Genomic DNA, 25,965 nt, shown 5'->3' on the forward strand with positions numbered 1-25,965 from the left:
GAGCTTGCCGCTCGCCGCCTGCCGCGTCAGTGGGCGCGGCCGAGCTGGCTTTCGATCGCCTGCATGGCGGCCTGGACGGCGGCGGTCTCGCCGAAGACGGCCAGCGTGCTGATGTGCTGCGGGCAGCTGCCGTGCAATTCCACCGTGAAGACCCCCGACGCCTTCCCCGCCAGATCGGCGAGGAAGAAGATGTCGGGGATGCTGGTCTGCACCAGCCCGACGGCGTCGATCCGCTGTTCGCGCAGGCGCGCGCGCAGGTCGGGCGTCATGCGGCGCTCCAGCATCTGCAGCACTTCCGGCCGCGGGGCGTTGATGATCCGGGCGTTCATTCCGGGTTCCTCCCGTTTGCTGGGGCTGGCGGTTCGGCGGCGGCCGGTGTCAGCGGATGTTCAGCGCCTCGACCATCACGCATCGGCGGCGCCGGGCGAAGGAGCGGGCGGAGGTCAGCCCCTCGCCGGTCGGCCCGGCGATGGTGAAGGTCGCATGGCCCTCGCCCCCGGCGCCGATGCCGGCGTAGGACGGGCCGTTCTTCACGAAGATCGTGGTCTGGATCAGCTTCGCCATCTGGGTCAGCTTGCGCACGTTGGTCGAATGCATGATCGCGGTGTGGCGGTTGCCATGCTCGACCTCGATGGCGACGGCGATGGCCTCGTCGACGTCGCGCACGCGGACCAGCGGCAGGACCGGCATCATCAGCTCCTCCTGCACGAAGGGATGCGCCTTCGGCACCTCGATCAGGATGACCCGGACGCCGTCGTCCGCCGCTACGCCGATCTGGCCGAGCAGCCAGGCCGCGTCCTTGCCGACGCAGGACGTCTTCGGCCCGCCCTTCTCGGTCAGGACCAGCGCCTCCAGCCGGCGCAGCTGTTCGGGATCGGTCAGGTGGAAGGCGCCGTTCTTCTTCATCGCGAAGACCAGGAAATCGGCGATCTCGTCCACCGCGATGATCTCCTTCTCCGCGATGCAGGGAAGGTTGTTGTCGAAGCTGCAGCCGTTGACGATGTCGCGCGCCGCCTTCTCGATGTCGGCCGTCTCGTCCACCACCACCGGCGGGTTGCCGGCGCCGGCACCGATCGCCTTCTTGCCGGTGGACATCACCGCCTTGACGATCGCTGGGCCGCCGGTCGCCATCAGCATGCGGACCTTGGGATGGGCCATCATGGCGTTGGTGTTCTCGATCGACGGCTTGCCCACCGTCACCACCAGATTGGCCGGTGCCCCCAGCTCGGCCAGCTTCTGGTTGATCAGCCGCACGGTCAGCAGCGACACCTGGGTCGCGCGCGGATGCGGGCTGAACACCACGCTGTTGCCGGCGGCCAGCATGCCGATCGAATTGCAGATGATCGTCTCGGTCGGGTTGGTGGTCGGGGTGATCGCCCCGATGACGCCGTAGGGCGAATGTTCGACGAGCGTCAGCCCGTCGTCGCCGCTAAGGGCGTCGGTCGCCAGATCCTCGGTGCCCGGCGTCTTCTCGGCGGCGAGGCGGTTCTTGATCAGCTTGTGCTCATAGCGGCCCATGCCGGTTTCCTCGACCGACAGGCGCGACAGCCGCTCCAGCGTCTCCGGCCGCAGGATCACGGCACGGATGCCGTCGACGAAGCGCTTGCGGTCGGCCATCGAGCACAGCAGGTACTGCTGCTGGGCGACGGCGGCGGCCTCCACCGCTTCGTCCATGCTGTCGAAGATGCCGTCCCCGACCTCGTCCGCCGGCCCGCCCGTTGCCGCCGGTTCCGTCCCGCCCAGCACCTTGGCGACGATGCGGTCGATGACCTCGTCCGCCGCCCGCTCCGGTGCCTCCGCCGGCTTCCAGCAGCAGCGGCGGGAGCTGGGGACCCAGCGCGGCACCTCCGTCTTGGCCTCGCCCTTCGGCTGCGTGTGGGAGCCGTGGTCGCTCAGGACCTTGGCGATGGCCCGCGCCACCGCGTCGTCGACGGCGGGCTGGGGTGCCGGGGCCGGGGCCGGAACGGGAGCCTGATGGACGGTGGCCTCGGCCGGGCTGCCATAGGCGCCCAGCACCTTGTCCACGAGCGCGGTGATCTGCCCGTCATTCATGAGTTTTCCCTCCCTCGGGCAGCAGGCCCGAGTCTCGCGTGAGTGTGTGCAGCGCGCAGGCCGCGATCCGCATGTCCTGGTCGGCCGTGCCGCCGCTGATTCCGATGGCGCCGCCGACGGCGCCGTTGCGCCGGCACGGATAACCGCCGCCGAACAGGACGACGCGGCCCTGGTTGGTGGCCTGCACGCCGTAGAGCGGCCGGCCGGGTTGAGCCAATTCCCCCAGCTCGTGGGTCGCCATCCGGAAAGCGGCGGCGGTGAACGCCTTGTTCAGCGCGATGTCGGTGCTGGCCGGCAACGCGCCGTCCATCCGGTGCAGAAGCATCGGCGCGCCGGCCGGGTCGGCGACCGCGACGACGATGGCGAGCCCCATCGCCAGCGCCACCGCTTCGGCGGCCTGGGCCAGCCGCTGGGCCTCGGCGAGGGTGAGCGCGCCGTTGCCGGCCAGATCGGCCAGCGCCGCATCGACCAGCGCCGCGATCCGGCGTTGCTCCGCTGCGGTTCCGAACGCGACCGCAGGGCCGGTTGCCGTCAGGGTCGTCATGTCAGCCCCCCTGATGCGCGATTTCGACGGTGTCGACGATGCCGACGATGGCGGCGTCGGCCACGGAATGGTCGCGGCCCAGCGCTTGGCGGGCGGAGCTTCCCCGGGCGACGATGACCGTCTCGCCGTTGCCGGCGCCGACCGTGTCGACCACCACCTCGGTCACGCCGTCGGGGATCAGCCGCTCGGTCAGCCGGGCCACCACCAGCAGCTTGGTGCCGGCAAGGGACTCCGCCTTGCTCGTCGACACCACGGTCCCGATCACCTTGGCCAGATACATGGCTCGCCTCCGTTCACGCTTGGACCAGCCGGATATCCCGGCGGCGCAGTTCGTCGGCCGCGGCCGGCGTCACCAGCACGTCGCGGCCGAGCCGCAATTCCGCGTCCCGCCACAGCGCCGCGTCGCTGCGGCCGAAGACCCGCCGGCCATGGGCGGGCGTCTCCGCCACCGGTTGCCGCGCGGGCGCGCCGCCGGAGGTCTGCCGTACCGCCAGCGCCAGCGCCCCGGCCGGGACCAGCTCCACACCGAAGGAGCGCAGCGCCCGAAGGTGAGCGCGCATCATCTCCCGATAGGGTTCCGGTGCCGTGAAGCCGCGCCCGGCGCGCGCCGGATTGTCGGGGCAGCAGCCATCGACGGCGGCGACCACCCGCAAGCCGCGCTCGATCCCGCGCGCCAGCAGCCAGGGGGCCAGGCCGTCGCGCAGCCCGCAGGCCACCTTGGCGGCGGTGGTGGCGGTCAGCGTCGGCACCAGCAGCAGGCCGCAGCCGTCGAGCAGCGCCTCCCCGTCCGCATCCACGGGCGCCCCGTCCAGAAGCCGGCACAGCCCAGCATCGCGGGAGAGCGCCGGCGTCAGCAGGCGGCGGGCCTGGGGCGACAGCGCCGCCCGCAACCGCCACCCCTCGGCCGCCAGTTCGCGAAGCGAGGCCGCAGCCTTGACCAGCCCCAGGTCGGTCCCGGTGAACAGGACCAGGGCGTGCCGGGAAGGGACGTTCCACGAAGACGCCTGGCGCGCGCGCAGCCGCTCGACGATGCGGTCGGACAGCAGGTCGACGATGGCGTTCAACACCACCCGTTCGAGGTCGGCCGGCGTCATGACGCCCTCCCCGCCAGCGCACCGGCGTTGCCGTAGAGAGCGATGCCGAGCGGCGTCACCAGCAGGGGCTCCGCCGGCCTGACCACAACGCGACCGGTCCGCTTCGCAAAGAGCGGAACGAAGCGGTCGAAGCTGCAGGCCCCGCCGACGACGTGGATCGTCTCCACCTGATGCCCGGCGAGGCAGCGGGTGACGATCCCGGCCATCTTCTCGACCACCGGCTGGACAATCGCGAAAACCTCGTCCGCGGCGGCCGGATCCGTCTTGCGCGCCTCCGCCTCCGCGATGGGAATGCCGAGCGCTCCGGCCAGAACCAGGGTCATGTGGGTGCCGCCGGTCGCCTCGTCGTCGGTGAAGACCACCTGGCCGTCCTTCAGGATGCTGATGCCGGTGGTCCCGCCGCCGACGTCGACCACGGCGCCGTCGCGCAGCCCCAGCACGCGGGCGGCTGCCGTCGGCTCGTCGCTGACGTCCGCCACCTCGAAGCCGGCGGCCTCGACCACATTGGCGATGGCCTTCGCGTTGCCGGGCAGGATGCCGGGCGGGATCGCCGTGGCGCCCTGCACGAGGTCGCACCCCAGCCGCTCCTCCAGCTCCGCCTTCAGCCGCCGCACCACCGACACCGCGCCGACATAATCGACGACGATGCCGTCGCGGACGACGGTGGAGGGAAAGCTCGCCCCGGCCACCGGCCGCCCGGCGCCGTCGACCACCGACAGCACGATGTTCGCGGTGCCGAGGTCGACGCCGGTCCGCAACGGGCCGGGAGCGCGGCGGTCGGCCGGCAGGCAGGCCCGCTCGCGGACCAGACGGCCGAAGTCCCGCAGCACGGCGTCCGGATCGGTCTGTTGCATGGTTCGAACTCCTTTCCCGACGGGGTTGGCCGTCCGTCTCAGGGCGTCAGGATGCGGACGGTGTCGCCGTTCCTGAGGCAGAGCGCGTTGGCCTCCTCCACGTCGATGTGCAGTTCCAGCGCCGACGCCTCGACCGCCCGGATGGCGACCGCGTGCAGGATGCCGCCGCGCTCGCCGATGGCCTCGACATCGACCACCTGGCCGTTGCGCAGGCCGAGCCGGGCCGCGATGTCCGGCGGCATGTGGATGTGGCGCTGGGCGACGATGACGCCGCGCTCCTTGCACACCCGGCCGCGCGGCCCGATGATTTCGATGCCGGGGGTATCCTCCAGCTGGCCGGACATCCGCAGCGGCGGCGCGATCCCCAGCGCGAAGCCGTCGGCGATGGAGATCTCGACCTGGGTTTCCGGCCGCACCGGCCCCAGCACCCGCACCTTGGCGAGGCTGCCCTTGGGACCCTTGAGGGTCACGGTCTCCTCGGCGGCGAACTGGCCGGGCTGCTTCATCGCCTTCATCCGGTGCAGCGCCGCCCCCGGCCCGAACAGGGCCTCCAGGTCGGCGCGCGACAGGTGGAGGTGCCGGTTCGACACGCCGACCGGCACAAGGCGGGGGTCGGTGCCGGACGAACCGGCGGACGCCGGCGCCCGGCTGTCCCGTGCCCCCGGAAGCCCGGCCAGGATGTCCCGCGCCAGCACCTCCTGGATGATCCGTTCGACCGTGTCGTTGGTGAGTTGCATCATATCCGCCGCCATGGGCTTCGAAGATTTGCGGTCCCGTCACCCCGCCGTTGCGGCTGCGCCGGTGGGATGACGGGTTGGGAAAGGGTCCGCCGACGGTCGTCTCAGTGCAGATGCGGCAGGATGCGCTCCACATCCGCATGCGGGCGCGGGATGACATGCTTGGACACCACCGCGCCGACCTTCTCGGCGGCGGCGGCGCCGGCATCGACGGCGGCCTTCACCGCGCCGACATCGCCGCGCACCAGCGTGGTCACCAGCCCGGAGCCGATCTTCTCGTAGCCGATCAGCGTCACGTTGGCCGATTTCGTCATCGCATCGGCAGCCTCGATGGAACCGACGAGACCCTTGGTCTCGACCATTCCCAATGCTTCGCCACTCATGGTCCTTCTCCTTGTCTGGGCTCGACAGGCTTGCGAGCGCTACTTGATCTTCGTCCTCTGGCCGCCGGGAGCCGCCGGACGGCTGGACGGGCGGACGGGCGGCTGCGACGGTGCGGGGTCCGTCTTCGCGGTGGTGTCCGCCACGGCTTCGGGCACAGGCTCCGCCGCCGGCTCCGCATCGGCAGAGGCCGGTTGGGCCGGGGCTTCGGGGACCGGCTCCGGCACCGGTTCGGGCACGCTTGCCGGGAGCAGCGCCGGCGCTGCCGCCGCAACGGCGGGGGCCTTGCGGACGCCGACGGTGTCGCGGTTGGCCACCAGTCCGGCGATGCCGTCGGCGGGGCGGGCGATCACCCGCGTGGCGACCACCCGGTTGACCCGGGCCGCCGCCGCCGCCCCGGCGGCGACCGCGGCGTTGACCGCCCCGACCTCCCCCTGGACCTTGACGACGGCCATGCCGTCGCCGCGGGCCAGTTCGTACCCAACCAGCACGACATTCGCGGATTTCACCGCGGCATCGGCGGCTTCCACCGCGGCTGCCAAGCCGATCGTCTCGATCAGCCCGAGGCTGAATTGCGTCATGGCGGTTCCTCCCCGACAGGCCGTCAGATGTACGGCCGGGTGACCGACTTGATCTCGGCCGGGTCGAGCGTGGCGAGCACCTGCTTGCCGACCTCGCGCGCCGCGATGACGGCCTGGCGAACGGCACCGGAGTCGCCGGTGAACAGGAAGATGACCTCGTTGCTGTAGCTGGTGCCGCTGCCGGGCGAGGCATAGCCGACCGCATCGATGGTCGCGGCCTTGGCGGCGGTGTCGGCCAGCAGCACGCCGATGGCGGCCGGAGCGCCGACGGTGATGCCGAAGGCCTGCCCGATGGGCGCGCCGAACGCCTTGTTCAGCGCATAGCTGGCGCGGGCGGTGTACTGGAACTCCAGATGCCCCGCCGGCGTGCCGTACACGTCGCCCATGGTGCGCTCGACTTCCTTCAGCGTCACCTCCACCGCACGGCGGGCGTCGGAGACGTCCTCCGCACCGAACAGGATCAGGCAGCCATGGCCGGCCCCGCCCTCGGTGTCGCGCGGCAGCTCGATCAGCACCACCTCGCTGTTGGTCGCCTTCACCGCCTCGTCGGCGGCGAAGATGTGCGGCCCGGCCCCGGTGCGCGCCCCGACGATGCCGATGGAGCGGTATTTCGGGCTGATCTTCATCTTCTCGTGGAGCAGCGGATCCACGTTGGCGATGACCAGGCCGATGGTGTGGCCGATGGCGGTCCCGACGAATTCCGTCAGCCCGCAGCCGCCCAGGGAGCGGCTGGGGGAGCTGCTGGGAGGCGGCGCGGCGCGGGGGGAGTCCGGGATGGCGGGCAGCAGGTCGGGACCGCCCATCTTCCGCAGCACCTCACCCATGATCTTCTCGACAAGTTCGTCCTTCACGGCAAAGCCCTCCTGTCAGGATTTCCGCGGCTAGTCGGCGGCGTGAGCGATGGCGGGGGTGTTGTGCGGCAGGATCTTCTCGACCTCGGTGTGCGGCCGCGGCACGACATGCACCGACACCACCTCGCCCACCTTGCCGGCGGCCACGGCGCCGGCATCGGTCGCCGCCTTCACCGCGCCGACGTCGCCGCGCACCATCACCGTCACCAGACCGGACCCGATCTTCTCGTAGCCGACCAGGGCCACATTGGCGGACTTCACCATGGCGTCAGCGGCTTCGATCGCCCCGACCAGACCCTTGGTCTCCACCATTCCCAAAGCTTCCTGTTGCATCGCAAACTCCCTTGTCTTGAACTCGATTGGCTGGATTTGGTTTTCCGGACTTGAGATCAGCCACCCACCGCCCGGATCAGGCCGGCCACCTCGCCGGCCGTGGGCGTGCGCGGGTTGCTCGCCGTGCAGGCGTCGGCAAGCGCCGCCTCGACCAACTGGTCCTGCGCCCTTGCGTAGTCGTCCATGTCGGTGCCGGCCGCCCGCAGGGTGGCGGGAATGCCGAACCGGTCGTTCATGCGGGCGATCGCCCGGGCCAGCGCCTTCGCACCGCCACGGGCGGTCGAGGCCTCCAGCCCGACGCGCCGCGCGATCTCGGCGTAGCGCTCCGCCGCCGGCAGGCCGGGGCCGAAGCCGTCCTGCGTGCCGGCGTTGTAGTCCACCACCAGCGGCAGCAGCATGGCGTTGATGCGGCCGTGCGGAAGGTGGAAGCGCCCGCCGATGGCGTGGGCAAGCCCGTGGTTCAGGCCGAGCCCCGCGGCGTTGAACGCCATGCCGGCCATGCAGGAGGCGTTGTGGAGCGCCGCCCGCGCCGCCCGGTCGCCACCGTCGGCATAAGCCGCCGGCAGCTTGGCGAAGGCGAGGCTCAGCGCCTTTTCGGCGAAGGCGTCGCTGAAGTCCGTCGCCCCGGTGGCGACATAGGCCTCCAGCGCGTGGGTGATGACGTCCATGCCCGTGTCGGCGGTGACCGCCGGCGGCACGCTCGCCACCAGATCCGGATCCAGCAGGGCCAGATCCGGAACCATCTCCGGCGAGCGCAGGGGATGCTTGATGCCACGCTCCGGTTCGGAGATGACGGCGTAGCAGGTCACCTCCGATCCGGTGCCGCTGGTGGTCGGCACCGCCACCAGGACGATGTCCGGCCCACCCATTTCACGCAGCGTGGCCAGCATCGCCTTGGCCGCGTCGATGACCGAACCGCCGCCGAGGGCGACGACCGCATCCGGCCGGAACTCGGCCAGGACACGGGCGCCCTTGGCGATGCCGTCCACCGGCGGTTCCGGCACCACCTCGGCGAAGACCGCCAGTTCGCAGGGCGGCAGCTTGCCTTGCAGCCGCCCGACCATGCCGGAGCGGACCATGAAGCCGTCGGTGACGATGCCGATCCGCCGGCCACGGAACACCTCCAACCGGTCGTACAGCCCGTCGCCGAACAGGATCTCGGTCTTCAGGAAGAAGCGCTGGGTCATGGTCATGGCCGCCGATCCTCCGCCGCCGATGCCTCAGAACACCTGTTCGGTGCGGCTGATGATGTCGTCCTGCACCTCTTTGGCGAGGACGACGAACTGGGCGCTGTAGCCGGCGACCCGCACGACCAGATCCCTGTGCTTCTCCGGCTCCCGCTGGGCGTCCAGCAGGGTCTGGCGATCGATCACGTTGAACTGCACATGCATGCCCTTGTGATCGAAGTAGCTGCGCACCAGCGAGGAGAAGTTGCGCAGCCCCGCATCGCCGGCGAGCGCGGAGGGCAGGAATTTCTGGTTGTAGAGCGTGCCGTTGGAAGCCAGGAAGTGATCAAGCTTGGCCACCGAGTTGGCGGCGGCGGTCGGCCCCGTCACGTCCTTGCCCTGGCGGGGCGACACACCGTCGGCGAGCGGCGTCCTGGCCGGCCGGCCGTCGGGCAGCGCACCGACATCCTTGCCGAACAGCACGTTGGCGGACACCGGATAGATGCCGGCCTGGAACTGTCCGCCACGCGGGTTGCGGTATTTCTGGACCTCGTTGCAGTAGATCGCGGCGCATTTGCGGGCGACCAGATCGACGTCGTCGATGTCGTTGCCGAAGGCCGGGCTGTTGTCGAGCAGACGGCGGATCGCCTCGTAGTTGGAGGCCTTGCCGGCGTTCGCCGCCGGGGCGGCGGAGCCGGCCAGCGTGCGGTAAACCTCGCCTCTCAGCGCTGCGATATCGAGCGAGCCGCTGGCGCTCAACACCTTGCGGACCGCGGCGTAGACCTGCTCTTCGGTCAGGTCGCCGGCCGCCGCCCCGCTGGCCGGCATCGCCACGCCGGCCGACAGGCCGAAATTGGCGTCGACCGCCTCCTTCAGTTCCGCCAGCGTCAGCTTGCCGTCCTCGAAGACATGCTTCTGGATGGCGTAGGCCGAGTCACCGGTGTCGGCGACGCCGAAGGCCTGCGGACCGGTGAAGTTGTAGATCGCCCCGCCTTCCTGCACCGACTTGCCGCGACCGATGCAGTCGTCGACCAGGGCCGACAGGAAGGGCAGCGGGCAGCGTTCGGCGTGGGCGAGATCGACGCAGTTGTCGGCCTCGGCCAGATAGTGGACGAAATACTCCATCTGCGTCTGGAAGGCGGCATAGAGGTCGTCCATGCTGCGGAAGCTGGTGAATTCGCCGGTCACCGGGCCAAGCTGCTTGCCGTTGACCTTGCCGTTGTTCAGCGTGATCTCGAAGACCTTGGCCACGTTGAAGAAGGCGGCGTCGTGCCAACCCTCGGTCCGGTGGATGGCCTGCGGCTCGACGCAGCCGACGATACCGTAATCGCGGGCGTCGCGCAGCGTCACGCCGCGGTTCTGCAGCGCCGGGATGATCACCTCGTCGTTGTACATGGCCGGAACGCCGAGCCCGAGCCGGGCGACCTCGCAGGCCCGGTAGAGGAATTCCTCGGGCGTGCCCTGCCAGACGCGGATCGAGAAGGACGGCGCCGGCAGGCGGACATGGGCGACCGCCTCCATGCACATGAAGGACATGTCGTTGGTGGCGTCCAGCCCGTCCTCGGTCTGGCCGCCGACGCACAGGTTCTGGAACACGGCGTAGCCGGCGAAGGCCTGCGCCGACACGGCGTCGCGGGTCTTGTTGACGTCGTTCAGCTTGATCCAGATGCAGTCCACCAACTCCTGCGCGAACTCGCGCGAGATGCCGGTGTCGGCCTTCAGATAGGGCTGCATGTACTGGTCGAAGCGGCCCGGCGAGATCGAATGGCCGCTCGATTCGATCTGCAGCAGGCTCTGCACGAACCAGAAGGACTGGCAGGCCTCCCAGAAATTGCCGGCGCCATGTTCGGGAACGCGCTCGCAGTTGCGGGCGATCTGCAGCAGTTCGGCCTTGCGGACCGGGTCGCTTTCCGACCGGGCCATCTCCTGCGCCTTGGCCGCGTAGCGGTGGGCGAAGTTGATCGCCGCGGTGTAGGCGATGATCACCGAATTGTAGAATTGCTGCTTCTTGATGTAGTCGGGATCGCTGCGGTCCATCGTCTCCATCGCCTGGACCACCTCGGCGATGATCCCGCGGAAGCCGATCTTCAGCACCTTGCCGTAATCGACGCAGACATGACCGACGCCGCCGTAGAAGTAGTTGCCGACGGTGAAGACGCCGGCGGCGATGCAGTCCTTGGCCTCCTGCGACATGTAGGAGGCGGCGAGGTCGCTGGTGGTCCGTCCCGGCCAGTAGAGGAAGGCGTCATGCAGGGCGCGGGCGGTTTCCTTCGGGATTTCGAACGGGTCGGCCACGCGGGTGGCCATGGTGTCGAATTCCTTTTCCACCCAGTCGAAGGAAAACTCCGGGCAGATCTCGGTCGAGCGCGGGTTGCGGGTGATGGCGCCGACGATCAGCTCGTCCGGGCGGATGGTCACCGGCAGGTTGTTGAAAATCTTCTCCGCCGCCTTGGCCCGCCGCAGGATCGCCGGCAGCCCTTCGGTTTCCTTATAGGCTTCGGTGACCAGAACGGCGCGGTCCGCCTCGACATGCGGAACGGCGTTGAGAATCTGGTTCTTCAGCCGCATGACCCGATCGGTCGGCTTGGAGAAACCTCTCTCGATCATGACACATCCTCCACTTCGGGATTTGCTGGTTTCCTGGAAGAGTCTCTGGAAATTCTTGGAAGGCGGCGGCCTGCTGCGGGTGGATGCCCCGCCGGTGCCGCCGCCTCAGCGCCGGATGCCGTGATCCAGCAGACGGACGAAGTCGCGCAGAAGAGCGGGATGGCCGGGCCAGGCCGGCGCGGTGGCCAGGTTGCCATCGGTCACCGACTCCTCGGGATCCGCATCGACAAAGAGGCCGCCGGCCATCTCCACCTCGGGACGGACAGCGGGATAGGCGGTAAGCTTGCGACCGCGAACCAAATCCGCGGCGGTGAGGATCTGCACGCCGTGGCAGATCGCGGCCACCGGCAGCGACCGGTCCATGAAATGACGGACGATGCGCAGCACCGCTGGGTTCAGCCGCAGATATTCCGGTGCCCGTCCCCCGGTCAGATACAGGCCCTGATAGGCATCGGGATCGATGGTCGCGAAGGAGCCGGTCAGCTTGAAACGGTGCCCCGGCTTTTCACTGTAACTCTGGTCACCCTCGAAATCGTGGATCGCTGTCTTTATAAGATCACCGGCCCGTTTTCCTGGACAAACCACGTCGATTCTCATGCCCAGCATCCCCAGGGCCTGAAAAGGAACCATCACCTCGTAGTCTTCTGAAAAATCTCCTGCCAACATGAGGACAGCAACCACGGCAATCCCCCTTTTTATTTTGATCTGACGTGATGAAAGATTAGTTTTTGGGTGACTACCGGTCAATTGTACAATTTTGTCTTATGACAGTAAAAATTTGCCTCGCGCGGAACATCAAGGGCGACCTTGCCGGTGTCGGTCAGCACCGTCTTGCGTCCATAGCCGTTGCGGCTGCTGGACCGCCCATCTGGCTCACCACTCTCCCGGTGATGATCAATCCCGGCGTTCAGCCCCCTTTGTGCTCGAACACCATCCGAACCCCGCGATCGCGGACGTCAGGGGGCGTGCTTGGGTGATGCCTGTGTCGTCATGATGACCCCACTTTCTCAGACGATGGGGGAGCTCCGGGAAAACCGGTGCGGTTCAACTCCACACCGGAGTTGCTCACAACACCGAGCAGGTTGCGCAGTCATCCAGTTCCGAAGCGAGCGCGTAACGCCCCTTGCCGGCGCGTTTGGCTCGGTACATCGCGTTGTCCGCTCGTTGCAACGTACATCCAAGATCGTCACAGCCCTGTGGCTGCAAGGCGATTCCGACGCTGCAACCAAGGCCCGGCTCAAGCCCTGCGATCTGTCCAACGACACGCTCGGCGATGCTGCACGCCGTCTGCAACAGGATATTGTATGGCCCTGGCACACACAGGGTGAATTCGTCACCGCCAAAGCGGCCGATCAGATCGTGATCGCGCGTCAGTGCCTGCAGCACCGACGCCGTTCGCCGAAGCACCTCGTCACCGGCTTTATGCCCCTCGCGGTCATTGATCGACTTGAAGCCGTCCAGATCAATGAACAGGACGGCGATCGTCTGGCCCTGCGCACGACACTGCTGATGAAGAGAAGCGGCCATCTCCAGGAACAGGCCGCGATTGGGCAACTGGGTCAGTGGGTCGCGGCGGGCGTACTGCAGTTCGGCGGCCATCTGCACCGTCATCGCCTCAGCCTCCAGGAGGCGTCGCTGGGTCCGCCGGGCCTTCAGCCGGAAGCGCGAGCCCCAGAGGATCGCCAGCACAATCAACGCGAGCATGACCGCGACATCTATGACGAACCAAAGCGATCGCTCGCGCCATGACGCGAAGACCGTGGCCGTCTCCACGCCGGCGTAGATGATCAGGTTCAATTCAGCCAGCGAGCGGTAGGCCGCCATGCGCCGCTTGCCGTCAAACCGCGAGGTGGAAATATAGAAACCGGCTTGCCCCCGCGGCAGATGCTCCTTGAACAGTGGTCCATCAATATCCGACTGGCCAATAACGCTTTCGAGGTTGGGACGGCGGGCGACGATGCTTCCATCGGTGCGGAAGATTGCGATGGCAGGGCTGTAGCCGAAGTCCATCAACGCGTAGAATTCGGTCAACCACTGCGCGTTGATGGCCACGACGACTCCGCCGACAACGACGCCGTCCTTGTCTCTCAAAGGACGGGAGGCGGTAACGACCGGGGCGCCGTTGACCTTGAACTGAATGGCCGGACCGATGAACAGCCCCTGGCTCTGAAGAGCGGCCTGAAAATAAGCCCGATCAGTGGCGTTGAAGGCCGTACCGGGAAAGGGCCCGGTGGTCGAAAGCACAACATCACCGCCCCGGTCGAACACCCACAGACTTTCACCGCCGTCGACGTTTGCGGCATACTGCCGGACCCGCTGCCAGTAAGGTTCGCTGCGGACCGCCCCCAGACCGCCGGCCTCTTCGATCATGGTGATGACCTGCTGAAGGACAATGTCTGCGCTGTGTACGGTGCGGGACACCTGGGCTTCGACGACTCTGGCCGTGTCTGTGGCAAGCGCTTCAGCCTGCAGCCAGGTGCGGTTGTAGTCCTGCCAAAGCGTCCGCACGACCAGTCCGATCACCGCGATGATGGCGACGGCAACGACGAACACAGTTCTCGACGGCCGCTCGGTCACCCCACGCATTCTGCCCACTCCCGTTCTTCCAAGCCTTCTCCAACCGGCTCTTCAGATTGGAAGGATCAGCAAAACCTATGCCATGCCCTTGGAGCGCAGCCGAAAGGGATTGGGCGACAGGTGAGCGGTCTTCGTCCTGCAGTGCGCATCTGCTGTCGCGCTTTGCGAAGCAAATCGCGGATCGTGCATCGACGAGGCTTTGGAGCCCAGCGCGCCTTGGCGTCCCTATGTTGCACGGAGGGAGCATATTTCGGCGGACATCGTGCCGACCTCTGGCGAGACCGCGACCAGCCTATTCCACGAAAGCGCTCGAAAGGGACTTTGGCGCACAAATCGGAAGGCGGTTGTCGCGGGGCGCGCCGGAGCCGAAGCCGAAGCGCGCGACCATGCTCAAACCGAGGACGCCGCCATGGCGGCGTAACTCAACACAAATGGCCTCCCGGAAAACCCGCTGCGGTTCGCTGGGCCATCATTTCACCAGACGCAATGATGAAGTGTCGAAGCCGGTCATTCCCGCCACGCGGCGGATGGATCAGTCTGGCGATGCTGAACGGGAATGAGCCCGTCCAATGCATCGCAGGACTTGGACATGAAGCTGTATCACCACCCGCTGTCGGGTCACTCGCACCGTGCGCGCCTGCTCGTCTCGCTTCTTGGGCTGCCTCATGAACTGGTCGAGGTCGACCTCAAGGCCGGCGCGCACAAGAGCCCCGAGTTCCTGACGCTCAACCCCTTCGGTCAGGTGCCGGTCCTGGATGACGCGGGCGTCGTCATCGCGGATTCGAACGCGATCCTCGTCTATCTCGCCAAGAAGGCCGGGCGTACCGACTGGCTGCCGGAAGACCCGCGGGGTGCCGCCGCCGTCCAGCGCTGGCTGTCGGTCGCCGCCGGCGAGGTGGCTTATGGTCCGGCGGCGGCCCGGCTCATCACGGTGTTCGGGGCGCCGTACAACGCCGACGAGGTCATCACGCGGGCGCATGCCCTGCTGGAAAAGCTCCAGAACCGGTTGAGCGGACAGGATTGGCTGGTCGGTGAGCGTCCGACGATCGCCGATGTCGCGATCTACAGCTACGTCGCGCGGGCGCCGGAGGGCAACGTCGACCTCTCGGGGTACCCGGCCGTCAACGCCTTCCTCCGCCGGGTCGAGGCATTGCCGGGCTTCGTCCCCTTCGCCCAGACACCGGTCGGCCTGGCCGCCTGACCCCGCACCCGGGCGCGCCGAAGGGCGCACCCGCAACCTCGATCCGCATGGGACATCCGAGATGACCGCGACACGGACGACGCTGCCGACCTGGCACGAGGGTGAAAGGTTCATTCAGGAGAAGGTCGGCGTGGCCGAGCGGATGGCGGTCGTCGGCGAACGGGTGATCCGCGACCACATGCCCGACCAGCACCGCGATTTCTATGCCCAGCTTCCCTTCATCGTGCTGGGCAGCGTCGACCCGGAAGGCGACCCGTGGGCCACGCTCCTTGCCGGCAAGCCGGGGTTCCTGTCGTCGCCGACGCCGACGACCCTCGACATCGCCGCTCAGGCGGACCCCAGCGATCCGGCGAGCGCGGGCATGCGGGAGGGAAGCCCGGTCGGTCTGCTGGGGATCGAGATGCACACCCGGCGCCGCAACCGCATGAACGGCGTCCTCACGGCCCACGAATCCGGTTTCCGGGTCGATGTCGACCAGAGCTTCGGAAACTGTCCGCGCTATATCCAGCTTCGCGATCTCGACGTCGCCCGGGACCCCGCGGAGCGATTCACGGGTGTCGTGGAGGACCTGCCCCAACTCGATTGCCCGGCGCGGGCCATGATCGGGGCGGCGGATGCCTTCTTCGTCGCGACCTACGCCGACCGTGCGGAGCGCCGGCAGGTCGACGTGTCCCATCGCGGCGGCAAGCCGGGTTTCGTCCGCATCGCCGCGGACGGCACCCTCACCGTACCGGACTTCAACGGCAATCTCTTCTTCTCGACCCTTGGAAACATCGTCCTGAACGGCAAGGCCGGGCTCGTCTTCGTCGATTACGGGAACGGCGACATGCTGCAGATGACCGGCGACGCGGAGGTGATCCTGGACTCGCCCGAGATCGCCGCGTTCCAGGGCGCGGAGCGGCTGTGGACCTTCCGGCCGCGCCGTATTCGACGCCGGGCCGGCGCACTGGCGCTGCGCTGGTCGTTCCGGAAGGACGGCTGGTCCCCGAGTTCGCTGATGACGGGGGATTGGGCCCAGGCGTCCGCGCGCTTGCAGGCGGCCGAACTCGCGACGCGCTGGCGGCCCTACAAGGTGACGAAGATCGTCGATGAAAGCCCGTCGGTCCGCTCCTTTCATCTCCAGCCGGGTGACGGGGCGGGTCTTCTTCCCCATGCCGCCGGTCAGCATCTGCCGATCCGCGTGACGCCGGCGGGCGCGGACAGGCCACTCATACGCACCTACACACTGTCCGTCGCCCCGTCCGACGGTCTGTACCGCATCAGCGTCAAACGCGACGGTGCGGTGTCGCACCACCTTCACGACACCATCCGGGTCGGCGACGTCATCGAGGCGCGCGCCCCCGAAGGCCGGTTCACCATCGACCCGTACGAGACGAGACCCGCGGTCTTGCTGGCGGGAGGGATCGGGATCACCCCGCTGCTGGCGATGCTGCGTCACGTGGTCTACGAGGGGCTGCGCAGGCAGCGGATGCGGCCGGTCATCCTGGTCCAGGCCGCGCGTTCGGCGTCGGATCGTCCCTTCGGGCGGGAGATCGCCGATCTGGTGGACGCCGCGCGGGGAGCGGTGACATGGATCCGGGTGCTGAGCGATCCCGACGGCGCCGAAGCGGGCGTCGACTATGATGCGGCCGGTCGCATCGACATGGCCCTGCTGACGCGCGTTCTGCCGTTCGACGATTACGACGTCTATCTTTGCGGCCCGCCATCCTTCACACAGGCGCTGTATGACGGGCTGCGGCACGGCGGCATCGACGACAGGCGGATCCACGCCGAAGCCTTCGGACCGTCGTCCTTGCAGCGCACGGCGGATGCCGGGGCCGATGCCGGCGTCGCCTCGCACCGTCGCCCCCCGCCGTCGCCCAAGCCGGTGCCGGTGGCCTTCATGACCGCGCTGAAGGAGGCCCGCTGGACACCGGACTCCGGCACCTTGCTCGAACTGGCGGAAGCGCGCGGCCTGCAGCCCGAGTTCAGTTGCCGCGAGGGCACATGCGGGACCTGCCGGACCAAGCTGCTCAAAGGCACCGTGACATATCTCAAGGAACCAACCGCGGCTGTCGGCGCCGACGAGGTCCTGATCTGCTGCGCCGTACCGGCCGCGCAGGACGCCGACGAAGAGAACCGCATCCAGCTCGCCCTCTGACCGCGTCCCGGGCCCGATTACGACGCCCGCGGCAACAGTCCCTTCCTCCTTTCCGACATTCACCATCGCAGATGGTCGGGACCATCCTGCCGGGGAAGGGAACACCCCTCTTTCACAAACGGAGACAAGACGATGTCCCATATTCCGACGCCCGCGACCATCGACGATGCTCCCGAGGCATCGCGTCCGATCCTGGAATCGGTGCAGAAGCAGCTCGGCCGCGTGCCGAACATCTTCCGCCTGGTTTCAAACAGCCCGGCGGCGCTGAGCGGCTGGACCGCCTTCCAGGGCGCTCTCGGCAAGGGCACGCTGCCCCACGCGACCCGCGAGCGGATCGCGCTCGTGATGGCCGAAGTGAACGGATGCGAGTACTGCCTGTCCGCCCACACCTTCACCGGCGGCAAGTTTGCCAAGCTCGACGAGAGCGAGATCGCGGCCAACCGCCGGGGAAGCTCGAACGACGCCAGGGCGGCGGCGGCGGTCGAGTTCGCCAAGGCCCTCGCCGTCGCGCGCGGCACCGTCGGACCGCGGGCGATCGAGACGGTGCGCGCCGCCGGCTACAGCGACGCGGAGATCCTCGAGATCATCGGGCATGTCGCGCTGAACACCTTCACCAACTACGTCAATGAGGCGCTGGACACCGAGATCGATTTCCCCCGCATCGATCACGTCGCCGCCTGACAACGGACGGGCGGGCGGCCGGCTTCCCCCTGCCGCCCATCCTCCCACGCCGCCTGACTCAAAGGAGAACGCCATGTCCCGTCCGCCGCTTCCCCCCTTCACCGAGCAGTCCGCCATCGAAAAGGTCCGCCTCGCCGAGGACGGCTGGAACAGCCGCGACCCCGCCAAGGTCGCCCTGGCCTACACCGAGGATACCCGTTGGCGGAATCGCGCCGAGTTCGCGAACGGCCGGGCGGAGGTCGAAGTCTTCCTGACCCGCAAGTGGAACAAGGAACTCGACTATCGGCTGATCAAGGAACTCTGGGCGTTCGCAGGAAACCGCATCGCGGTCCGCTACGCCTATGAGTATCACGACGACAGCGGCCAGTGGTTCCGCGCCTACGGCAACGAGAACTGGGAGTTCGCCGAGGATGGCCTGATGCGCGCCCGGCACGCCAGCATCAACGAGCATCCGATAGCCGAAACCGACCGCCGGTTCCGCTGGCCGCTCGGCCGCCGGCCCGACGACCACCCTGGCCTCAGCCATTTCGGCTTTTAGCACGCTGTCTTCCAAACGAGGATGCCGCCATGGCTGGATTCACGCTCAACGAACGAGCACGATTGTCGATCGAGCTGGCGCTGACCGCCGGCAGCGGCGACAGGCCGCTGTTGCAGCAGCAGGACACCGCGGCCAGACGGCTTGGCATGACCGGCGCGGAAATCGACGCGGCGAGACGTGGATCCAGCTTCGACTTCCACACATCGCAGGCGATCGCTCTGGCGCTCGCGTCGAACGACGAAGATCGCGGGTCGCGGCGCGGGCGGGCGGTGAGGGCCGGGATCGACGGCCAGGCTTGCCGGAAGATCGAGCATCTGGCGGCGGCCTTCAGGAACCAACCTTCAACGGAGGTCTGACATCATGGCATCCGATGTCCAGATTGCGGCCTCGCAGCCCGTCATGGCCGCTGTGCCGTCGCCACTCTTGCGGTATCTGTTCAAACTCCGTTTGCCGAGTGGCCGCTCATCCGGTTATTACGAAGACGTTCTAAGGCGCGATCCCAGTATTCGTCCGGAAGTTCTTATGACCATCCTTTGACCGCGCAGGCACGGGGGAACGAATGGATCGTTGGCAGGCGATGCGGATTTTCGTGAAGGTCGTCGAGACCGAGAACTTCGCCGAGGCCGCTCGCCACATGCACATGAGCGCGCCGGCGGTAACCCGTGCCGTGGCGTCGCTCGAGGACCTGATCGGCACACGGCTGTTCGTTCGCACGACGCGCTCGGTCAAGACGACCGAAGCGGGCGCCCGCTATTTCAAGGATTGCCGCCAGATACTGTCCGACATTGCCGAGGCCGAGGCTGCGGCCGGCGGCTCCTACGCCACGCCGACCGGAACGCTCGCCGTCACGGCGTCGGCGCTGTTCGGGCAGATGTATGCGCTGCCGATCGTGACCGAGTTTCTGAACAGCTATCCGACGATGCGCGCTCGGACGCTCTTCATCGATCGGCCCGTCAACATCGTCGACGAAGGCATCGATGTCGCCGTGCGGATCGGCCATCTGCCCGATTCAGGCTTTACGGCCGTCAAGGTCGGTACGGTGCGGCGGGTGATCTGCGGCTCGCCGGCCTATTTCGAGCGCCATGGAGTCCCGATGACGCCGGCCGACCTCAAGCATCACCGGATCGCCGCGTCGACGAGTGCATGGGCGTCGCCGGAATGGCGGTTCGCCGGGGATCAGCGGGTGACGATCGACTCCGTCCTCCAGTGCAACACCAACGAAGCGGTGATCGCGACCGCCGAAAGCGGCTGGGGCCTGACGCGGGTCCTCCATTATCAGATCGGCCCGGCCCTCCTGGAAGGGGCATTGCAGATCGTGCTCGGCGATCATGAAGAACCGCCGTTGCCCATCCATGTGCTCTACCCCGAGGGGCGTCACGCTCCTGCGAAGGTCAGAGTCTTTGTCGATCTGGCGGTGGCGCGCCTGCGAGAGAACCGTCTCCTGAACTAGAACGTCGTGCGTTCGATCGGACACGCACGACGCTCGGGATCCGTCCTGTGACGAGCGGATCGACGCTTCAAATCGATTCCGCTTCCACGCGATCCGCGCTCGCGGCCTGCCCCGGGCAATTCGTGTGTGCCGACCTGCGCCCGCCTATTCCCGCGGGCGTTTGAGTTTGGCACTCGACACCGCCCGCCGGACGATGGCGGCGAAGGAGCGCACCGCGGCCGCGCGCTCGCCGTCCCGCTTCCACAGGATCCCGGGGGTTCGCATGGGCGTCGGGCTTTCCAGCGCGACGATGCGCACGTCCTGCATCTCCGACACGGCCTGCTCCGAAACGATCGCGGCGATTTCCATCCGGCGCACCAGGCTCAGCATGGCGGCGATCGTGTTGGTCTCCGCCACCACGACCGGTTCGGCACCGACGGACTGGAAGCAGCCGTCGAGCATCTGCCGGGTCGAGAACTCCCTCGGCAGCAGGACCAGGCTTTGCCGGTGCAGCTCGATGATCCGGATCCGCTTGCGATGGGCAAAGGGATGCTGGGGGCCGACGGCGAGCACCATTTCCTCGTTGTAGAGCGGCTCGAACCACAGGTCGCGCAGATCCATGGGCCGGTACGCGATTCCGATGTCCAGCGTGTCGGCTTCGATCCGCTCCTCGATCTCCGCCGCCGACAGCTCCTCCACGGTCACGCGGACCGAGGGATTGTTGGTGAGGAAGGTTGCGAGGCAGGACGGGATCAGGCTGATGTTGAAGGTGTGGGTGGCGCCGATGCGCACCATGCCGCTGAGGTGCCGCCCCGATCCCTTCAGCGTCCGGATTCCCTCGTCGATCTCGCGCAGGGCCTTCGTGACGGCGGGAAGCAAGGTCTCGCCCGCCTCCGTCATGACGACGCGCTTGCCGACACGGTCGAACAGGCGGTGGCCGACCTCGTCCTCCAACTGCTTGATCTGGTGCGAGAGGGTCGATTGCGTGACGTGCACCTTCTCCGCCGCGTGCGTGAAGTTCAGGCGCTCCGCCAGCGCCGTGAAGTAGCGGAGATGCCGCAGTTCCATGCCCAGAGCCTCCCGGTGAACCCGGCGGCGGCGGCCGTCCAGGCTCCAATCATCGATGCCATCGATCGTTACGATGAGAATCTATCATTTCACCGCTGGTGCGGGAAACGGTAGATCTGGAAGCATTCCGGGGAGCGGACGATACAAGAATCATCCGGGAATGAGCCGCCCCATATCAACGACCGCCGTCCGACGGTGGCATTCCCAAGGGGGGAACGATGCGCCAGTTCAACGAATCCAGCATCACCGACGCGGTGCTCGCCCGTTTCGCCGCGTGCGACGATCCGCGGTTCAAGACCATCATGACCGCGCTCGTCCGCCACATGCACGACTTCGTCCGCGAGGTGGACCTGACGGAGGCGGAGTGGATGGCCGGCATCCAGTTCCTGACGGCGACCGGGCAGACCTGCACCGACAGGCGGCAGGAATTCATCCTGCTCTCCGACACCCTGGGCGTGTCGATGCTGGTGGATGCGATCAACAACCGCAAGCCCGCGGGTGCGCTGGAGTCGGCGGTGCAGGGCCCCTATTATTGGGAAGGCGCTCCCGAACGGCCGCTCGGCAGCGATCTGGCCGAGGGGGTCAAGGGTGAGCCGGCCTTCTATTCCGGCCGCGTCCTGACACTCGACGGCGCCCCGGTGGCGGGCGCGCTGCTCGACGTCTGGTCGGGCGACGGCGAGGGAAACTACGACATGCAGTTGCCCGGCCAGACGCAGATGCTGGCGCGAGGCAAGCTGCGCACCGACGCGGAAGGCCGGTACCGGTTCCGCTCGATCCGGCCGGCCTCCTACCCGGTTCCGACCGACGGCCCGGTCGGCACGATGCTGAACCGGATGGGGCGCCATCCCTACCGGCCCGGCCACATCCACATGATCGTCTCCGCGCCCGGCTTCCAGACGGTCACGACGCAGCTGTTCGTGGCGGGCGACGCGTATCTCGATTCCGACGCGGTGTTCGGCGTCAAGGAGTCGCTGATCATCGATTTCCGCCGGCACGAGCCGGGCATCGCTCCCACGGGAGAGGCGATGAGCGTCCCCTTCCACACGGTCGAGCATGACTTCGTGCTCTGCCCGGTGATGGAACCGGCCCTGCAGACCTGACCCGCAGGGCCAAGCCGCGAGAGGGCGGTGGCAACGGCCACGCCCCCCGGCACCCGATCCGCTTCAAAAATCTCGGAGAGTTGCGATGCGCAGCGAGATCTGCCGCAGTGATGCGGACAGCATCCGTATCCATGGGCTCGACCTTGTCACCGACATCCTCGGCAAGGTCGACCTCGGCCAGATGGCGTTCCTGGAGATCTGGGGGCGTCTGCCGGATCCACGGGAGGACGCCGTCTTCAACGCGCTGATCGTCGCCCTGGTCGAGCATGGCCTGACCCCCAGCGTGCTCGCGGCCCGGCTGACCTATCTCGGCGCGCCGGACTCGCTCCAGGCCGCGGTGGCCGCGGGGCTCAGCGGCGTCGGCACGGTTTTCGTCGGCAGCATCGAGGGCGCGGCACGCCTGCTTCAGGAGGCCCGGCCGGCGGACGCCACGGCGGAGCAGCGGCAAGCCCTGGCCCGGGACATCGTGGCGCGCTTCAAGGCCGAAAAGCGGATCATTCCCGGCCTGGGCCATCCGATCCACAAGCAGGCTGACCCGCGCACCGCCCGCCTGCTCGCCATCGCGGCGGAGAACGGCTTCCGCGGCGGCCATGTGATGCTGCTGGAGGCTGTGGCGGACGAGGCCGAGCGGTCGCTCGGGCGTCACCTGCCGATCAACGTTTCCGGCGCCATCGGCGCCATCGCCAGCGAACTGGGCCTCGACTGGCGTGTGAGCCGCGGCATCGGGCTGATCGCCCGCACGATCGGGCTGGTCGCCCATCTGCTGGAGGAAATCCGCTCGCCGCTGGCCCGGGACCTCTGGCTGCGCACCGAGCACGAGGCGCAGGAGCCCGGTTGACCGTCATCCGGCCTTCCACACCATCCGCTTTTCCAGGGGGCTCCCCCATGCCGACCGCTACGCCGACCGATCTCAAGCCACGCGACGTCCTCGCCCTCCATCCGCCGCACCGGGACACGATCCCGACACTGCTGGCCTCCCGCCGCGCCACCGGCCCCGACCGCCCGGCCCTGCTGTTCGAAGGCCGCACCTGGAGCTACGCCCAGATCGACGACGCGAGCGGCGTGCTGGCGCGTGCCCTGGTGCTGCGCGGCATCCGCAAGGGGGACCGCATCGGGCTCGTCTCGTCGAACGGCGACGTGGCCCTGCTGATGTTCCTCGCCACGGCGAAGGCCGGCGCCGTCTTCGTGCCGATGAACCCCGGCCTGACCGACGCCGAGCTGTCCTACATCCTCCGCCACTGCCGCCCGACCGCCGTCGCCTGCCAGACCGCCGACCTGGAGCGGGTCGAGCGCATCACCGGGTCCTTCGACGAGGTTCCCTGGCTTCTGCCGCTCGACGAGATCGGCGGGGCCGCCGCCGACGTCGCCGGGGTCACGGCACACATCGAGCGCTACGCAGGGCCGAACGGCGCCATCGACCTTCCGGAACCGCAGCCGGACGACGCCGCCGTGGTCATCTACACCTCGGGCACCACCGGCTTCCCGAAGGGCGTCGTCCACAGCCAGAAGAACTACGTCTGGGCGGCCGAGGCCTTCGTGGAGCGCATGCACCTCCAGCCGTCCGACCGGCTGCTGACGGTGCTGCCCATCTTCCACATCAACGCCCTGTTCTACTCCTGGGGCGGCGCGCTGGCGGCCGGCGCGGCGATGATCACGACGTCCCGCTTCAGCGCGTCGCGCCTGTGGCGGCTGGCGGCGGAAACCGGGGCGACGGTGTTCAACATCCTGGCGGCGCTGGGCAACATCCTGGCCAACCGGCCGCGCGGCGAGTTCGACCCCGGTCACCGCATCACCCGAATCTACGGCGGGCCGATCAGCGCGGAGATGATGCGGGTCTTCCAGCAGGAGTTCCACGTCCCCACCCTGATCGAGGGCTACGGGATGTCGGAGATCCCCGGCGCCTGCAACAACCCGTTCGAAGGTCCGCACAAGGTCGGCAGCATCGGCCGGCCCGCGCGCCATCCGCGCTTCGACGACCCCTTCGTCGAGCTGCGCATCGTGGACGAGGACGGACGCGACGTGCCGGTCGGCGACATGGGCGAGCTGCTCGTCAAGACGCCGATCATGGCGCTGCACTATCTCGACGATCCCGAACAGACGCGCGCGGCGATGCAGGACGGCTGGTTCCGCACCGGCGACTATGTCCGGCGGGACGAGGACGGCTACCATTACTTCGTCGCCCGCAAGCGGGACATCATCCGCCGCCGGGGCGAGAACATCTCGGGCGCCGAACTCGACCGCATCCTGTCCGAACATCCCGGCATCCTGGAGGCCGCCACCATCGGCGTGCCGTCGGAACTGGGCGAGGAGGAGATCATGGCGGTGCTGGTCCCCCGCGCCGATCCACCGCCCGCCGAGGCGATCGTCGAGTGGTGCAACGGCCGGATGGCGGCGATGAAGATCCCCCGCTTCGTCGTCTTCGTGAACGCGCTGCCGCACACCTCCTCCCACCGGGTGGAGAAATACCGCCTCAAGCAGGACCCGTCCCTGCTGGCGCGGGCCTTCGATCGCGAGCGCCGGGCCTCGGCACCGGTCCATTGACGCACCGGCGCTGACCGGGGCCGCAACCGGGTGCAGCCCCGCATGCGGCTGGCAGAACACCGAAAACAAAGCATCATCAAGGAGGAACGCCATGTCGCAAGAGACGCATCCAAATCCGATGGCCGACCGGATGGGTCGGGTCGGGTCGACCGCCGTGGCGCAAACCGCATCGGGATGGGAAACCCGCGTCCGCTGGCGGCAGCTGGTCCTGGGCGTCGTCGCGATGATGGCGATCTCCAGCCCGCAATATGTCTGGGCGCTGTTCGTCCAGCCGATGCTGAGCCGCTTCGACGTGTCCCTGTCGGCGCTTCAGGTGACCATCGCCCTGTTCAGCATCTTCCAGTGCGGCTTCGGCCCGATGCACGGCTATCTGGCCGAACGGTTCACGCCGCGCCAGTTCGCCACCGTCGGCGGCCTGTTCGTGGCGGCGAGCTGGATGTCGTCGGCCTCCGTGACCAGCCTGCCGGTGCTTTACATCACCTACGGCGTCTTCAGCGGCATCGGCACCGGCATGATCTACGTCGCCGTCGTCGAACTGATGACGCAATGGTTCCCCGACCGCCGGGGCTTCGCCATCGGCATGGTCGCCGGCAGCTACGGCTTCGGCGCGATCGTCACCACCTTTCCGATCGACACCGCCATCAAGGCGATGGGGTATCAGAGCACGCTGCTGGTCTTCGGCGCGATCCTGGGAGGGATCTGCGTGCTGGCGGCGCAGGGGATGACCCGGCCGCCCGCGGGCTACATGGCCGGTTTCCGGGCTGCGGCCGAGGCGAAGATGGCGGGACGGCGCAGCCACACCCCGCGGGAGATGCTGCGGACGCCGATCTTCTGGCTGCTGTTCGCGATGATGACGATGGTCGCGACCGGCGGCCTGATGGTCATCTCGCAGATCGGCGCGTTCGCCAAGGATTTCGGAATCACCAAGGATGTCATGGTGTTCGGCATGGCCGCCCTGCCGCTGGCGCTGACGGTCGACCGCATCGCCAACGGGCTGACGCGGCCCTTCTTCGGCTGGGTGTCCGACCATCTGGGGCGTGAGAACACCATGGTCGTCGCCTTCGCGCTGGAAGGCCTGTCGATCCTGCTGCTGCTGACGTTCGGCAATGATCCGCTGCTGTTCGTGCTGCTCACCGGCGTGGTGTTCTTCGGCTGGGGCGAGATCTACTCGCTGTTCCCGTCGCTGCTCGGCGACCTGTTCGGTCCGCGGCACGCCGCGAACAATTTCGGCTTCCTGCTGATCGCGACGGCGGTGGGGTCCATCCTGGGCGGGCCGCTGGCGGCGGTGATCTACGAGCAGACCCAGTCCTGGCCGCTGGTCTTCACCCTGGTCAGCGTCCTTGACTTCTGCACCGCCGGGCTGGCCCTGTGCGTTCTGAAACCGATGCGCCGCGGCTGGCTCCTCCGGCAGGACGCCGCCCCGGCGGCGGCCGGCGCGACCGTCCGGCGCTGACCCCCTGCCCGTCCGCGGGGCCGGACTGCGAAACCCG

25 protein-coding genes and 2 pseudogenes are annotated in these 25,965 nt (G+C 68.0%); 10 read left to right on the forward strand and 17 right to left on the reverse strand.

All coding sequences use genetic code 11. The features are described from left to right. Positions 1 to 26: 26 nt before the first annotated feature. The 16 genes and pseudogenes from TSO352_RS20250 to TSO352_RS20325 all read right to left on the reverse strand — a co-directional run bounded on the left by TSO352_RS20250 (position 27) and on the right by TSO352_RS20325 (position 13,786). Complete coding sequence (locus TSO352_RS20250) at positions 27 to 329, reverse strand: BMC domain-containing protein (protein WP_109109055.1); 303 nt, start codon at positions 327 to 329, stop codon at positions 27 to 29. A 49-nt stretch (positions 330 to 378) separates the two neighbouring features. Beyond that, positions 379 to 2,052, reverse strand: a complete 1,674-nt coding sequence (locus TSO352_RS20255) for an aldehyde dehydrogenase family protein (protein WP_109109056.1) — start codon at positions 2,050 to 2,052, stop codon at positions 379 to 381. Next, positions 2,045 to 2,596 (reverse strand): heme-binding protein, encoded by a 552-nt coding sequence (locus TSO352_RS20260; protein ID WP_109109057.1) that lies wholly within the window; start codon positions 2,594 to 2,596, stop codon positions 2,045 to 2,047. The genes TSO352_RS20255 and TSO352_RS20260 overlap by 8 nt, the downstream gene beginning before the upstream one ends. A gap of 1 nt (position 2,597) precedes the next feature. After that, positions 2,598 to 2,876: a EutN/CcmL family microcompartment protein gene (locus tag TSO352_RS20265; protein WP_109109058.1), complete on the reverse strand. Its 279-nt coding sequence runs from the start codon at positions 2,874 to 2,876 to the stop codon at positions 2,598 to 2,600. Positions 2,877 to 2,889: 13 nt separating this feature from the next. After that, the gene (locus tag TSO352_RS20270; protein WP_109109059.1) at positions 2,890 to 3,690 is read right to left on the reverse strand and encodes a flavoprotein; all 801 of its coding nucleotides are present in this window, start codon (positions 3,688 to 3,690) and stop codon (positions 2,890 to 2,892) included. Further along, positions 3,687 to 4,544: an ethanolamine utilization protein EutJ gene (gene eutJ, locus TSO352_RS20275; RefSeq protein ID WP_109109060.1), complete on the reverse strand. Its 858-nt coding sequence runs from the start codon at positions 4,542 to 4,544 to the stop codon at positions 3,687 to 3,689. The genes TSO352_RS20270 and eutJ overlap by 4 nt, the downstream gene beginning before the upstream one ends. A 38-nt stretch (positions 4,545 to 4,582) precedes the next feature. Continuing rightward, a complete protein-coding gene (locus TSO352_RS20280) occupies positions 4,583 to 5,284 on the reverse strand; it encodes a phosphate propanoyltransferase (RefSeq protein ID WP_282183890.1) in 702 nt (233 codons plus the stop codon). A gap of 101 nt (positions 5,285 to 5,385) precedes the next feature. Further along, positions 5,386 to 5,664 (reverse strand): BMC domain-containing protein, encoded by a 279-nt coding sequence (locus TSO352_RS20285; protein WP_109109061.1) that lies wholly within the window; start codon positions 5,662 to 5,664, stop codon positions 5,386 to 5,388. Positions 5,665 to 5,988: 324 nt separating this feature from the next. Next, positions 5,989 to 6,243: pseudogene (locus TSO352_RS34050) on the reverse strand (BMC domain-containing protein); the annotation flags it as partial. Between the two features lie 23 nt (positions 6,244 to 6,266). After that, positions 6,267 to 7,094, reverse strand: a complete 828-nt coding sequence (gene pduB, locus TSO352_RS20295; protein WP_109109063.1) for a propanediol utilization microcompartment protein PduB — start codon at positions 7,092 to 7,094, stop codon at positions 6,267 to 6,269. Between the two features lie 30 nt (positions 7,095 to 7,124). Next, positions 7,125 to 7,427, reverse strand: coding sequence for a propanediol utilization microcompartment protein PduA (gene pduA, locus TSO352_RS20300; protein ID WP_109109064.1), 303 nt, complete (start codon positions 7,425 to 7,427; stop codon positions 7,125 to 7,127). 56 nt (positions 7,428 to 7,483) lie between these two features. Next, positions 7,484 to 8,620, reverse strand: a complete 1,137-nt coding sequence (locus TSO352_RS20305) for a 1-propanol dehydrogenase PduQ (RefSeq protein WP_109109065.1) — start codon at positions 8,618 to 8,620, stop codon at positions 7,484 to 7,486. A gap of 27 nt (positions 8,621 to 8,647) precedes the next feature. Then, positions 8,648 to 11,200: a glycyl radical protein gene (locus tag TSO352_RS20310; protein WP_109109066.1), complete on the reverse strand. Its 2,553-nt coding sequence runs from the start codon at positions 11,198 to 11,200 to the stop codon at positions 8,648 to 8,650. 105 nt (positions 11,201 to 11,305) lie between these two features. Continuing rightward, a complete protein-coding gene (locus TSO352_RS20315) occupies positions 11,306 to 11,866 on the reverse strand; it encodes a DJ-1/PfpI family protein (protein WP_199231758.1) in 561 nt (186 codons plus the stop codon). Positions 11,867 to 11,973: 107 nt separating this feature from the next. Beyond that, positions 11,974 to 12,120, reverse strand: a pseudogene (locus tag TSO352_RS20320) (transposase); the annotation flags it as partial. A 145-nt stretch (positions 12,121 to 12,265) separates the two neighbouring features. Then, positions 12,266 to 13,786: a sensor domain-containing diguanylate cyclase gene (locus TSO352_RS20325; protein WP_109109069.1), complete on the reverse strand. Its 1,521-nt coding sequence runs from the start codon at positions 13,784 to 13,786 to the stop codon at positions 12,266 to 12,268. A gap of 580 nt (positions 13,787 to 14,366) precedes the next feature. Between TSO352_RS20325 and TSO352_RS20330 the strand changes: the two genes are divergently transcribed. The 6 genes from TSO352_RS20330 (at position 14,367) to TSO352_RS20355 (ending at position 19,787) form a co-directional block, all read left to right on the forward strand. Next, positions 14,367 to 14,978 (forward strand): glutathione S-transferase, encoded by a 612-nt coding sequence (locus TSO352_RS20330; RefSeq protein ID WP_109109070.1) that lies wholly within the window; start codon positions 14,367 to 14,369, stop codon positions 14,976 to 14,978. Between the two features lie 61 nt (positions 14,979 to 15,039). Continuing rightward, positions 15,040 to 17,118, forward strand: a complete 2,079-nt coding sequence (locus tag TSO352_RS20335) for a pyridoxamine 5'-phosphate oxidase family protein (protein WP_109109071.1) — start codon at positions 15,040 to 15,042, stop codon at positions 17,116 to 17,118. Positions 17,119 to 17,250: 132 nt separating this feature from the next. Further along, positions 17,251 to 17,799, forward strand: coding sequence for a peroxidase-related enzyme (locus tag TSO352_RS20340; protein WP_109109072.1), 549 nt, complete (start codon positions 17,251 to 17,253; stop codon positions 17,797 to 17,799). 73 nt (positions 17,800 to 17,872) lie between these two features. Then, entirely contained in the window at positions 17,873 to 18,337 is a 465-nt protein-coding gene (locus tag TSO352_RS20345) for a nuclear transport factor 2 family protein (protein ID WP_109109073.1), read from the forward strand. Between the two features lie 29 nt (positions 18,338 to 18,366). After that, on the forward strand, positions 18,367 to 18,693 hold the full coding sequence (locus TSO352_RS20350) for a hypothetical protein (RefSeq protein ID WP_199231675.1): 327 nt from the start codon (positions 18,367 to 18,369) through the stop codon (positions 18,691 to 18,693). Between the two features lie 203 nt (positions 18,694 to 18,896). Beyond that, the gene (locus TSO352_RS20355; RefSeq protein ID WP_109109075.1) at positions 18,897 to 19,787 is read left to right on the forward strand and encodes a LysR family transcriptional regulator; all 891 of its coding nucleotides are present in this window, start codon (positions 18,897 to 18,899) and stop codon (positions 19,785 to 19,787) included. A 144-nt stretch (positions 19,788 to 19,931) separates the two neighbouring features. On the opposite strand, the gene TSO352_RS20360 is transcribed toward TSO352_RS20355, so the two are convergent. Then, entirely contained in the window at positions 19,932 to 20,834 is a 903-nt protein-coding gene (locus TSO352_RS20360; protein ID WP_109109076.1) for a LysR substrate-binding domain-containing protein, read from the reverse strand. A gap of 218 nt (positions 20,835 to 21,052) precedes the next feature. On the opposite strand from TSO352_RS20360, the gene TSO352_RS20365 reads away from it, so the two are divergent. The 4 genes from TSO352_RS20365 to oxlT all read left to right on the forward strand — a co-directional run bounded on the left by TSO352_RS20365 (position 21,053) and on the right by oxlT (position 25,928). Continuing rightward, positions 21,053 to 21,934, forward strand: coding sequence for an intradiol ring-cleavage dioxygenase (locus tag TSO352_RS20365; protein WP_109109077.1), 882 nt, complete (start codon positions 21,053 to 21,055; stop codon positions 21,932 to 21,934). An 85-nt stretch (positions 21,935 to 22,019) separates the two neighbouring features. Then, positions 22,020 to 22,772, forward strand: a complete 753-nt coding sequence (locus TSO352_RS20370) for a citryl-CoA lyase (RefSeq protein ID WP_109109078.1) — start codon at positions 22,020 to 22,022, stop codon at positions 22,770 to 22,772. A gap of 47 nt (positions 22,773 to 22,819) precedes the next feature. Beyond that, positions 22,820 to 24,475: an AMP-binding protein gene (locus tag TSO352_RS20375; RefSeq protein WP_109109079.1), complete on the forward strand. Its 1,656-nt coding sequence runs from the start codon at positions 22,820 to 22,822 to the stop codon at positions 24,473 to 24,475. A gap of 91 nt (positions 24,476 to 24,566) precedes the next feature. Further along, positions 24,567 to 25,928: an oxalate/formate MFS antiporter gene (oxlT, locus tag TSO352_RS20380; protein ID WP_199231676.1), complete on the forward strand. Its 1,362-nt coding sequence runs from the start codon at positions 24,567 to 24,569 to the stop codon at positions 25,926 to 25,928. The last annotated feature ends 37 nt before the right edge of the window (positions 25,929 to 25,965 follow it).

This window comes from Azospirillum sp. TSO35-2 (assembly GCF_003116095.1).
In the GTDB taxonomy this organism is placed as follows: domain Bacteria; phylum Pseudomonadota; class Alphaproteobacteria; order Azospirillales; family Azospirillaceae; genus Azospirillum.